The following is an 11,468-nucleotide window of genomic DNA, read 5'->3' as shown; positions in this document are numbered from 1 at the left end:
CTGTAGATTATGCCGCTCACCTACGGCCGGGCGCTGTCGCCATGACGGCTCCCGGCCGCCACCTCGGCATAACAGCAGGGTCCGCATAAGAGGCCGAGCTGTACCTGATCAAGCAGCGGATGTGGGGCGGCCGGCTGGCCAAGGCCTGCCGCGGCGAGCTGAGCGTGGACCCGCCGCTGGGCTACTGGCCCCGCCCCTCGGGCGAGGTGGTCCTGGACCCCGACGAGCAGGTCCGCGCGGTGGTCAACCTGGTATTCGCCAAGTATGAGGAGCTGGGCACCGTACACGCGGTACTGCGCTGGATGGTGGCCCACGGCATCGAACTGGGCGGACGCGAGCGGTGCGGGCCCGACCGCGGTGAGGTGGTGTGGCGCCGCCCGAACCGCACCGTCCTGCGGAACATGATCCGCAGCCCCGTCTACGCCGGGATCTACACCTTCGGCCGCAAGCACAGCCAGTACACCGCCCACGGAGTGCACACCACCGAGGTCAAGGCCCCCGAGGACTGGCTGGTCTACCTGCCTGGCCGGCTCCCGGCCTACATCACCGAGCAGCAGTGGAGACGCAACAGGGCCCGGTTGCAGGCCAATCGTCAAAGCGCCGCCACCCCCGGGGCAGCCCGGGAAGGACCGGCCCTGCTGACCGGCCTGCTGGTGTGCGCCCGCTGCGGCACGCACATGAACGTGCGCTACCGCACCGACCCGCACGGCGAAAGTCACATCTACCTGTGCAACTGGGAGGCGGCCCACTACGGCGGACGGATGTGCCAGCAACTGGTCGGTGCCTGCCTGGACACCTGCGTCACCGAGCAACTGCTGGCCGCGCTCGCCCCGGCGTCCTTGGAACTGTCCCTGGCCGCTGCCGAGCAGGTCGAGGCGGACCGGGCCGCGGTGGAAGGCATCTGGCGTCAGCGCCTGGAGCGGGCCGACTACGAAATCGACAGGGCCCGCCGCTGCTACCACCTGGCCGAACCGGAAAACCGCCTGGTGGTGAGGCAGTTGGAGAAGGACTGGGAGCAGGCCCTGGCCGCCCGCGAGGACCTGCTGCGCGAGCACGCCCGACAGCTGGCGATGGCCCCGCGGGTCCTGGCCGCCGCCGAACGCGAGGCGATCCGGTCCCTGGCCGACGACCTGCCGGGGCTGTGGCACGCCCCCAGCACCACCATGGCCGAGCGCAAACAGCTCGTCCGCCTGCTCATCGAACGCATCGCGGTCCGTGTCGTAGACGACAGCGAGATCGTCGAGGCCACCATCACCTGGGCCGGGGGCCGCGCCAGCACGGTCCGCACCCGACGCCCGGTCGCCAAGGTCGAGCAGCTCTCCTACTATCCGCAGCTGATCGCGCGGATCCGGGAGCTGTCCGAGGCCGGCCTGGGCCCCCGGAAGATCGCCGAGACGATCAACGCTGAGGGCTACCGCACCGCCAAGCGCAACGGGCCGTTCTCACCGGCCGGCATGCACAGCCTCCTGCGACGGCAGAGCCTGCTGCAATATCCCGGACGCACCGGCTGGACCCGGGCCACCGACCAACTCGGCGCCCACGAATGGTTCCTGCCACAGCTGGCCGCCGAACTCGACATGCCGCAGATCACCCTGCACGGCTGGATCGGCCGCGGCTGGGTCAACGGGCGCCGGGACCGCACCGGCCGCCTGTGGATCCTGCACGCCGACCCCGCCGAACTCACCGCTCTGCGCGAGCGACGCGCCCGCCCCAACGGCTACTACACCCGGCAGCAGTATCTGGACAACCAGGAACCGGCCCTCGCACCACGGAAGGGAGAAGATCATGCCGCGAGCGAGAAGTAAGGACACCGCACATCGACGTACCACGACTCGCTCTTCTCGGTGAAGACGTGGAGCCAGTGTTTGGCGCCCTCGCCGCCGTCGCCCGCCCAGATGCCGAGGATGTCGCGGGTGCCTTCGACGGTGACGGCCATGGCTATGTAGATGGGGCGGTTGGCGACCTGGCCGTCGCGGATCTTCACGTTGATGGCGTCCACGAAGACCACGGGGTAGATGCGGTCGAGCGGACGTGACTGCCATTCAGCCATGCCCTCCATCACCTTGTCCGTGATCGTGGTGATGGTCTGCTTGGAGACTTCCGCCCCGTACACCTCGGCCAGGTGCGCAAATATTTCCCCGTGGGTGAGCCCCTTCGCGGACAGCGAGAGCACCATCTCATCGACACCGGTCAGGCGGCGTTGCCGCTTCTTGACGATCTGCGGCTCGAAGGTGCCGGCGGTATCGCGGGGCACCTTCACCTCCACTGGGCCGACGTCGGTCAGCACGGTCTTCGAGCGGGTGCCGTTGCGGCTGTTGCCGCTGTTCCTGCCCGTCGCGTCGTGCTTCACATAGCCGACGTGATCGGTGATCTCGCCCTCCAGAGCGGACTCCAGCACCCGTTTGGTCAGCTGCTGCAGCAGCCCGCCCTCCCCGGTCAGCTGGTAGTGGTGGCTGCCCGGGGCGGGCGCGGTCCAGCCCGCTCCCTGCCAGCCGTTCGGCCCCACCAGCTGGGCTCCGGGGTCGATGGGGGCGACGAGGTTCAGTTCACCGTACGGGTGCGCGTGGTACTGGCCCCGGTAGCGCTCGACACTGTCCATGTAGACGGCCGTGATGCTGAAGTGGTGGGTCTCCGCAGTCGGTTCGGCGATGAGGCTGCGGCGGTAGCGGGGCCCGTCGACCTCGATGTTCGCCGCCCAGCCCTCCTCCAGGACACCGATCTTGATCAGGCGCGCGAGGTCCTGGTAGAGCTCGCTGTCGGGTCCGTAGGTGGTGTTCAGCCAGCTATCCAGGTCGTTGCTGGCCGTACGCTTCCTGACCTCGGCCAGGAACGGGATGCTGCGCTCTATCAGTGCCTTGCGGCTGTCCTCGCTCATGCGCGGAGTCCTCTCGTGTCGCCCCTGGGTCTGACCGCCTGGAGCACTGGTATGCAGTGGAGCAGATGATCCCGGCCGACTGCTGGTGTTCGATCGGCCGCGTCAGGGAACGGGATGACGACGAGACGTCACGACAAGTACACCCGCGGCTCCACCACCGAATGACACTCCCTGCAGTTGTCTGGAAGCCGGTGAAGAGGCCGATCCACACGCCTCGCGGGAGGTGACGCCGGGGGCCAGCCATCGGCGATCACGTTCGGTGTCCACGGTGACGTCGACGCTGCACCTCGGCGATCTCGCCTGTGATGGGGAGCCAGTAGTAGAGGACGAAGGCGGCGATCACGGCGACGCCGAGTACGGGAAACAGGGCGCCGAGCAGGGTTCCGGTGGCGAGCCAGACAAGGGCGAGCCGGAAGCGCCGGCTGATGGCTGCCACGTCGGCTGAATCGATGGTGGCGGTGAGCAGTCGGCGATTATGACGTACATACCCCCAGATGAGATTGAACAGGATGGCCAGGAATTCGAAGGCTCCGCCGTGGAAGGCGACAGCGGTACGCTGCCCGTGACCGTCACGAAGCGCCGCGGCCAGCACGGAGGCGGCGAAGGGGAGAAACGCGACGTCCATCAGCAGCACGGTGTTGAGGAAGAGCACCATTCGGTCAGCGCTGCGGATGTGGTCGAACATGATGTGATGGTTGGCCTACACTTGTCCGATCAACATGAAGGTAACGACGTAAGCCAGGTAGGACGGCCAGAGCGCGGTGAGGCTGCGCAACAGGTGACGGGTATCGTGCGGCGGACGGATCTCCAGGACGAGCAGCGTGACGGCGATGGCGATGACGCCGTCACTGAATGCGACCAGTCGGGCAGGATCACGCACCGCACCGAACGATGTCGCCCCGCCTCCTGGTCCATCGGGTCCGTGAACAGGCTCTGTCATCGCCCCAGCCTCCGCCACCGTAGGCTCCCACGCACCCGAGGAGCGTTTCACCGGGACCAACCGCTCCACCACCGGGGCACCCAGCTCCCTCGGCATCCGGTGTATCTGGCGGGCCACGCGATCGACCGTGCGGGGCGGCGGGCTCGTTGGACCCGGGCGGGGCAAGCGTGAGGCGGGCAGCCGTAGGGGCGCACGCTCCGCCCTGGGACTGCTCAGCCCAGTGGATTACGAACGACGCGCAACACCTGTAACAGACAGAAAGACATAGCAAGTGTCTGCGTTGCCGGTTGTGGAAGATCTCCAGGCACCCGAACAGGGCAGTGGACGCCTGCAGGCAGGTGCGCCACCGGCGCTGATCAAGCAGTTCCACCTGCACCGCGCCCAGAAGGACTCCCTCTTTGCCGACCGTGGAGACCGTTCAGACGCGTACCGGTACCGCGTCCCGCCGTATGACGATCATGGCCATGTCATCGTGCAGCCGGCCGCCAACATGTTCCCGCACATCCTCGGTCAGCCGTTGGACCAGCAGCCCCGGCGGCAGGTCCGCGCAGTCCATGGCACGCTCGGCGAGCGGATAGAAGACGCCCTCCGCGTCGCGAGCCTCGGTGATGCCGTCGGTGTACAGCATCAGCCGGTCACCGGCGTCGAAGGGGAAGGTTGCCGGCACGTAGGTGCCGTCTCGTGTCACACCGATGCCGACCGGCGGGGCGGGGTCGCGCACCTGGAGGAGGGATGCGGTCGTGCCGTGCAGCAGGAGGGGCGGTGGGTGACCGCAACTGATCACATGGACGACCGGCTTGTCGTCCGGGATGTCCAGCATCAAGGCGGTCACGAAACGCTCCGCGACGTCGTCGTCATCGGTCCCCGAGTACTCGGCGAGGACCGCGTCCTCCATGTAGGCGACCAGTTCCGGCAGCGGCATTGTGCGGTGGGCCGCTGCTCGGAACGCGCCCAGCACGATCGCCGTGTCGCCGATCGAGGCCAGGCCCTTGCCCCGGACGTCCCCGATGATCACTCGGGTGGAGTTGGCGGTACGGGCGACGGCGTAGAGGTCACCGCCGATCCAAGTGTCGGCCTCAGCGCTGCGGTAGGCGGAGGCGAACGACACCGAACCGGCTCGCTCCGGAAGGGGCCTCAGTACGACCCGCTGCGCCGTTTTGGAGACGAGGCGTGCCCTGGACAGTTCGCCCGCTTGCCGTTCCCGCATGCGGGTGAAGACCACCAGGAAGACAGCGAGCGCGGCGAGAGCGCACACCTCGACGATGACACTTTCGGTGGTCAAGGTATAACGTTCCGCTCCGGCGGCAGTCAGGGACAGCACTGACAGGCCACCGACCAGCGCGGTGACGCGGGGACCTGTACCGACGCCGGCGATCGCCAGACCCAGGACCAGCAGATGCCCGAGGTGAATGTCCGGTGGCAGGAACGCGTCGGCCACCGGAACGGCGACGACCAGCAGCAGAGGGACCACCAGCCACCACGGCTGCGGCACCGTGCGGCGCAGAACTCGTACCCTGCGTGCTGTCGTAATGGTCGCAGCGCTCACATTTTGCTCCCTACTCGATGCCTGTCGCACCAGCAACAGCAAATCGTCCTGAGGCGTCCCCGTATCGCCAGGCGACCGGCACGGCCAGCAGCAGCGTCGGGCACTGAGGTCTGACACGAGAAGGATGCCGCCGCTTTTCGTTACAGTCAATAGCTGTAAAGAAAGATCGCTGCCCGTGGGCCCTGATGTAGCGGCGCCCGACGCCGCCCGGGGCCCGCGCCTGCTCGGCGCCGCCCCCGAGGGCCCTCTCAGACGGGGCGGACCTCGCCGTCCACAGCGATCGCCGGCCAGACCGTGGCGACGACCCGTGCCGCGAAGTCGTCCTGGACCTCGCGGCCGGTCCGCAGGTAGTCGGCGAAGTAGCTGCCGAACCACAGGGTGACGACCATGTCCAGGTCCACGTCCTCACGCACGGCACCGCGGCGCTGCAGCGAGACCAGCGCCATCAGCAGTTCCTCGCAGCGGGGCCGCACGCCGTACTCCCGCAACTGCTCCAGCAGGCCTGGCGCCCGCTCCACCTCCGCCATGAAGTTGCCGTGCAGGGCCATGGCCCGCTCGTTGTGGTAGCGGGGGTCGAGACGCCGTACCGCTTGGACGAGCGCCTCACACGGGGCCAACTGTTCCATGTCCAGCGGAGGGTAGGCCTCGCGCTGCTTGCGCAGTCCGTATTCCAGGGCGTCGATGACGAGGTCGTACTTGTTCGCCCACCGCCGGTACAGGGTCGGCCGGGTGACACCGGCGTCCGCGACGATGTCCCCGATCGTCATGGAGGAGTAGCCGTCGGTGGCCAGCCGCTTGCGCGTGGCCTGGATGATCGCCTCCTCGATCGCCGGGTCCCTGGGCCGTCCGCCGGCAGGCGCCGCCGGCTCCGCTCCCGAGCGCCCCCCGCGCCCGCCGGCCCGTTCATCGGAACGCGTCGCCTTCGCCATCTCATCCCTTCCGACACACAAGCCGGCCGGAGCCGGTTGCCCATCAGGCCCCCGCCGCATCAGCACATCACGCGAACTCCGGCCCGCCACTCGCAGCGCCTTCACCGGACGGGCCAGGCCCAATTTATTTACAGCTCTTGACTGTAACCGAGCCCTAGCGTGACGCGCCATACGGAGCGCGGTCGCGTGACCGAAGGCGAGAGCCTCACATGAAGACGGCCCAGCGGTTGATCGACCACGGCGTAGCGAGCCCCGGCGCCGCCGCGGACCCGAACGCCCGGGACCGGGTGTGTCAATTTAACGGGTCTGGCCCGTAGCCGGTGGTGACGTTGAGTGTCCGTCAGGGGAGGAGGATGCGGTGGCGGAGGAGGTCGAATCCGGCGCGTCCGTGCATCTGTCTCATGATTCTCTTGGTGCGGGTGTTGACGCCTTCGGTGCGGCCGTTGTGGTAAGGCAGGGTGAGGCCGGCATCTACGGCGGGTCGGTCGATTTCGAGGCCGCTGGTAAGGCTGCGCAGGTGGGGCAGGTCGACGGCGCGGGCGGTGGTGATCCACTCGGTGAGTTTCACGTCGTTGCCCTCGGCCGGTTTCAGCAGGGCGGCGAAGTTGCGTACGAGATCGGCGAGTGCGGTCATCTCCGGGCAGGCCGCGGCGATCTTCTCCAGCAGGTTCGTTTCCTTCGGGCGCAGCTTTTCGGGGTCGGTGAGCAGGAGGCGGCTGGCGTGGCGCGGGGTGGTGACGGGACGGTCGCCTTCGGCGCGGCCCTGGTTGAGGTAGCGGTGCAGCAGGTTGAGGCTGCCGGTGTAGCCAAGTTCCTTGATCTCACGGAACAGGTGCAGGACGGGCACGGCGGGGTTGGCCTGGCGTCGTTCGCGGAGGTGGTCGCGGTAGGGGTCGACGAGGGTGGGCTGGTAGCCGGACCAGCTCAGCTGCGGTGAGATGTCCGATCCGCCCGCTCCCAGGATGCCGCTTACCTGCTCGCGGGCCAGTGGCTCGCCGTTGGCCACGGACTGCGAGGTCAACGAGAAGGTCCTGATCGGCGGCATGAAGTCGTAGGGACCATAGGGTTTGATCATGACATTCCCTCGCATCCCCTGCCCGTGGAGCGGAGAGGGTAAAAGGCACTGCTGGCGGCAGTCCGCCGCAGTCGCTGTCCTCGCCGACGGTTGCTGTGGTTGCCCGGGACAAGGGCCGCCGCTGTTGACCGGGCCGGCTGTTCGCCGTCGCTGCTATCTGGCTCAGGCTCTCCTCGCCGACGGACCTCGAATACCCCCTGTGGCGAAGGAAAGACATGGCACGGCGGCACCGGTCCGCTCTAGCGCGCCTGTGCCGCCGTGTGACCACGTATCCAGCGTGGCACTCCCATGCCTCAACCGTATGCCGCGAAGGGCGGCCGGGCCACTGCGTGACCGTACAGCTCGGCAGTGCTGCTGGGCCCTCCCCCGCCGCGTCGCTGAGGCCATGCGAAGTGGGACTTGCGGCACCGCGGCGGTCTCCCACCCCGTGCCTATCGGCCCTCGAATCTCCGGATGCACGGCAGCGGCCGACGCAGGAGCCTGGAGCTATCCGAATCGGAGCGGCGGCCGCGGGGACTGGCGACGGGGTCCAAATCTCGCCACGCTGCACCGGCCCGCACCGCTGCTTGCCGGCGAAAGCGAGGCACCCCATGCAGATGCAAGCAGCCCGGATGCACGGATACAAAGAACCGCTCCGAATTGAGGAGGTTCCCGTGCCCGACCCCGCGCCGGAGGAGATTCTGCTGAAGGTCGCGGCGACCGGTATGTGCCGGAGCGACTACCAGCAACTCGAAGGCTACTTTGAAGGGCCGTTCCCCGTGGACCTCCCCTTCATCCCCGGTCACGAGGTCACAGGCCGAGTAGCCGGCCTGGGCAGCGCCGTACCGAAAACGGTGGGCTACTCGGAGGGTGACATGGTCGTCGTCAACCCCAGTTGGGGAGACGGCACATGTCGCCAGTGCCGCGAAGGCAACGAACAACTGTGCAGCGGCAATGGCAGGTGGGTGGGCTTCGGCCCTCCAGGAGGCTTCGCCGAGTACATGGCCGTGGAGTCCCGCCACGCCATTCCCGTCTCAGAGAACGCCGCAAAGGCGCCCGAGCTGCTCGCCCCGATGACCGACGCGGGCATGACGCCCTACCGGGGGATGAAGAAGATCCGGGACACGGGCAAGCTCGGCCCCGGCCGCACCGTCGCCATCACGGGCATCGGCGGCCTGGGCAGCTACGCGGTCCAGTACGCGAAGCTACTCGGAGGCGGAGCGACCGTGGTGGCCTTCGCCCGCAAGGGCAGCAAGCTGGATGTGGCAAAGGAGAACGGCGCGGACTACGGGATCAACGTCCGCGACAAGTCCACCGAGGCCATCCAGAACGAACTGGAAAGTCTCACCGGCCGCAGGACGCTCGATGCCATCCTGGACTGCGTCGGCAGCAACGCATCCATCTCGATGGGGTTCGACCTGCTGGGCCCGGAAGGGGTACTGGTGGCCGTTGGCCTCATGAGCCACCACGTCGAGCACAAACAGTTCCCCTTTGTGGGGATGGAACAGTCCTACCTCGGTTCCTTCTGGGGCAACCACATGGATCTCGTCGAGGTGCTTTCCCTCGCCGAAGCCGGCCTCGTCAAGCACAACGTCACCAAAGTCAGGCTCGAAGACATCAACGAGAACATGGAAGCCCTCGGCCGCGGCGACGTCGTCGGACGACGGGTCATCGTCTTCGAATGAAGATCGCGTAGTGGGCAATAGCGGGGCGAGTCATCCATCGGCGAGGGAATGACTTGCCCCTCCCGCAGGTGTGACGTCTTCGTCGAGAGATCAAAGCGTCACGACATGCCAGATCCCGCCCATGATCGCGGGCAGGTTGCCCCGCTGTTCTCGTATGGCCGACAGCGCCTCGGTCGGGGGCAGCCGCGAGGCGCGGAGTGCCGGGTAGACGCCGGCGACGGCGCTGACGACGGTCGCGCATGCCAGGCCGGCGCCGAGGGTGAGCGGCGGCAGGACGGGCAGCCACGACTGGGAGACCGCGCAGCAGGTTGGGCCGCGCGGCCAGCACATTGCGTCCGATCGAGTCGTTGGGGTCGGCCCGACAAGCCTTGTACCGGGAGAAGCCCGAGTGGCCGTCTTCACCGGGCTTACCGATCCAGATGGGGTGAGCTATCGAGTGCGTCTTGGCGGCAGTCTCCGGTGGCCGGGCTCTTGGTGGCAAAAAACGCATGCCTGCGGCCCGTGACGCGGTACTTACTGCGGGTCGGCCTCAGCGGCCTGGCCCAACAGGGTCCGCGCGGAGGCCGCGTAGCGCATCGGGGTCTACTCGCCAAGCTCGAAGACCCCGATAGGTGCGGGCCCGTTCGCGTTGCCGTGGTCAGCTCGTCGGGTGCGCGAGCAGTCGGCCCGCGCCCCGGTGGACTCATTTCGCGCGACGACGTTGCGCGATCTTGGTGGCTAACTCCAACTGTCATGCTGCGAGGCGGAGTTGGAGTCTGGCGAGGTGGCTGTGGCTGCCGCGGTCGAGGGGGTGGCCGTTCCACCAGGCTGCGAGTCGGATGAGGTTGAGTGCGGTGGCGCTGGTGGTGTGGTCGAGGTGGGTCTTCGCGAGGCCGCGGTAGCGGGCTCGGCGCAGGCCGATGGTGTGGGTGGCCTGGCGGATGGCGCCCTCGACTCCGGCGCGGAGCGCGTAGTCGCGTTGCCAGGTTCCGTCCTGTTGCTGGGCGCGGGCGGTGCGGATGGCTTCGGTGAGCTCACGGGGGTAGAGGCTGAGCCGGCGGCCCTTTCGTGAGCTGGTGCACTGTTCCTTGGCCGGGCAGGGGATGCAGTCCAGGGCGGCGAAGGCGACGACGGTCTTGGCCACGCCCTCCTGGACGACGTCGTTCCAGGTGGCGCTGATCTTTCCGGCCGGACAGAGGGCTCGCTTGCGATCCCAGTCGATGGTGAAGTCGTGTGCGGCGAAGCCTTGTTGGGCCTTGGCCTGGCGGGAGGTGTCGAGCAGGACCGGGGTGACCAAGGCGATGCCGTAGTCCTTGGCGGACGAGACGATCAGGTCGGCGCTGGGGTAGCCGGAGTCGAGGTAGTGCCGGGCGGGCAGCAGGTGGCGGCGGCGAAGGGTCTGGTGGATCGGGTCCAGGGCTTTGCTGTCCGGCAGGGTGGAACGGGTGGTCGTGACGTTGGTGATCAGGTTCGGGCGGGTCGGCCGGTCTCCGTCGGCCTGTGGGTGGCAAATCTCCGAGACGTGCAGCTTGTAGCCGTTCCAGAACAGGTCACGCTTGGCGGACCAGCGGGTGTCGGTGTCGTAGGGAGAGGCCAGGCGTATCGGGGCAGGCGGCAGGCCCTCGCCGCCGTCCTCGGTCCGCTCGCGCTGCAGGATCCGCAGCCTGCCAGCCCGGTCGGTGGTGCGTGTGTAGTTCTGCACTAGCACGCACCGCAGGGTCTGCACCGCGGGCAGCTCGCGCAGCCATCCCGGCGGGGCGGGCGCGTAGACGGCCTGCAACAGCGTGTAGCCGTCGGCGGCGTAGGCGAGCGCGAGTTCGTGCTGCTTGGTCTTGGAACTCGGCAGTCGCCAGTTGTCGATCCGGTCCGCGTAGCGGTGGCTCCAGTCCTCCACCACCAGCGCCTGGTCGACCCATTCGGGGCATGCGGCGGCCAGCGCGTTCAGGGCCGCGCGGACGCTCTCGCCGACCAGCTCGAGTCGATTCAGATCTCGCACCGCGGCAACGATGTGTGTGGAGTCGGTGCGCTGGCTGCCGCCCGCCTGCACCAGTTCCAGGGTCTGCAGGCGCTCCAGCAGCAGGTCCAGCAAACGTTCCTCCAAGCCGTGGGCGACGACACGGGAGCGGAACTCTGACAGCACGCTGTGGTCGAAGCCCGGATCCTCCAGGTCCAGACCGAGTACGTATTTCCAGGCGAGGTTCTCTCGAACCTCGTCAGCAGCTTGCCGATCGGTCAGGTTCGCGGCCTTCTGCAGCACCGTGACCAGCGCCAGACGCCCCTGCGACCAGCCCGGCTTGCCCACCTGGCCGAACGCGTCAGCAAAGGCCGCGTCTGGGAACAGCTCCCCGAGCCGGTCACGAACCTGGCCCGGATCGCTACCGCGACCTGCGGATCCGGCTCAGGCCAGGACTGCGGCTGCATCGACACGACACACTCCGATCCCTAAGGAACCACGACAAG

8 protein-coding genes and 2 pseudogenes are annotated in these 11,468 nt (G+C 67.9%); 2 read left to right on the top strand and 8 right to left on the bottom strand.

Features of this window, described 5'->3' with window-relative positions; genetic code table 11:
- The first annotated feature begins 119 nt into the window (after nt 1-119).
- Nucleotides 120-1,805: a recombinase family protein gene (locus tag ACWDA7_RS44930; RefSeq protein ID WP_450612950.1), complete on the top strand. Its 1,686-nt coding sequence runs from the start codon at nt 120-122 to the stop codon at nt 1,803-1,805.
- A 35-nt stretch (nt 1,806-1,840) separates the two neighbouring features.
- Here ACWDA7_RS44930 and ACWDA7_RS44925 read toward each other — a convergent pair.
- The 6 genes and pseudogenes from ACWDA7_RS44925 to ACWDA7_RS44900 all read right to left on the bottom strand — a co-directional run.
- Nucleotides 1,841-2,875, bottom strand: a pseudogene (locus tag ACWDA7_RS44925) (IS256 family transposase); the annotation flags it as partial.
- 250 nt (nt 2,876-3,125) lie between these two features.
- Entirely contained in the window at nt 3,126-3,560 is a 435-nt protein-coding gene (locus ACWDA7_RS44920) for a hypothetical protein (RefSeq protein ID WP_450612948.1), read from the bottom strand.
- Nucleotides 3,561-3,575: 15 nt separating this feature from the next.
- Complete coding sequence (locus ACWDA7_RS44915) at nt 3,576-3,755, bottom strand: TMEM175 family protein (RefSeq protein ID WP_450612947.1); 180 nt, start codon at nt 3,753-3,755, stop codon at nt 3,576-3,578.
- A 478-nt stretch (nt 3,756-4,233) separates the two neighbouring features.
- Nucleotides 4,234-5,361, bottom strand: coding sequence for a PP2C family protein-serine/threonine phosphatase (locus ACWDA7_RS44910; protein ID WP_450612946.1), 1,128 nt, complete (start codon nt 5,359-5,361; stop codon nt 4,234-4,236).
- A gap of 248 nt (nt 5,362-5,609) precedes the next feature.
- Nucleotides 5,610-6,290: a TetR/AcrR family transcriptional regulator gene (locus tag ACWDA7_RS44905; RefSeq protein ID WP_450612944.1), complete on the bottom strand. Its 681-nt coding sequence runs from the start codon at nt 6,288-6,290 to the stop codon at nt 5,610-5,612.
- A gap of 340 nt (nt 6,291-6,630) precedes the next feature.
- Nucleotides 6,631-7,203, bottom strand: a pseudogene (locus ACWDA7_RS44900) (ISL3 family transposase); the annotation flags it as partial.
- Nucleotides 7,204-8,018: 815 nt separating this feature from the next.
- On the opposite strand from ACWDA7_RS44900, the gene ACWDA7_RS44895 reads away from it, so the two are divergent.
- Nucleotides 8,019-9,029 carry an NAD(P)-dependent alcohol dehydrogenase gene (locus tag ACWDA7_RS44895; protein WP_450612942.1) on the top strand — a complete coding sequence of 337 codons (1,011 nt, stop codon included), beginning with the start codon at nt 8,019-8,021 and terminating at the stop codon, nt 9,027-9,029.
- Nucleotides 9,030-9,119: 90 nt separating this feature from the next.
- Here the strand turns inward: ACWDA7_RS44895 and ACWDA7_RS44890 are convergent, their stop codons facing one another.
- Both ACWDA7_RS44890 and ACWDA7_RS44885 read right to left on the bottom strand, forming a co-directional pair.
- Nucleotides 9,120-9,359: an ABC transporter permease gene (locus ACWDA7_RS44890; RefSeq protein ID WP_450612940.1), complete on the bottom strand. Its 240-nt coding sequence runs from the start codon at nt 9,357-9,359 to the stop codon at nt 9,120-9,122.
- 400 nt (nt 9,360-9,759) lie between these two features.
- A complete protein-coding gene (locus tag ACWDA7_RS44885; RefSeq protein ID WP_450612938.1) occupies nt 9,760-11,310 on the bottom strand; it encodes an IS1182 family transposase in 1,551 nt (516 codons plus the stop codon).
- Nucleotides 11,311-11,468: the final 158 nt, after the last annotated feature.

The organism is Streptomyces sp. NPDC001156, from assembly GCF_053598275.1.
Note: the sequence above shows the minus strand (reverse complement) of the source record. Positions and strands in the feature narration are given on the sequence as shown.

Coding starts and splice junctions, on each gene's coding strand:
- ACWDA7_RS44930 (WP_450612950.1), top strand. CDS start 120: ATGTGGGGCGGCCGGCTGGCCAAGGCCTGCCGCGGCGAGCTGAGCGTG.
- ACWDA7_RS44920 (WP_450612948.1), bottom strand. CDS start 3,560: ATGTTCGACCACATCCGCAGCGCTGACCGAATGGTGCTCTTCCTCAAC.
- ACWDA7_RS44905 (WP_450612944.1), bottom strand. CDS start 6,290: ATGGCGAAGGCGACGCGTTCCGATGAACGGGCCGGCGGGCGCGGGGGG.
- ACWDA7_RS44890 (WP_450612940.1), bottom strand. CDS start 9,359: ATGTGCTGGCCGCGCGGCCCAACCTGCTGCGCGGTCTCCCAGTCGTGG.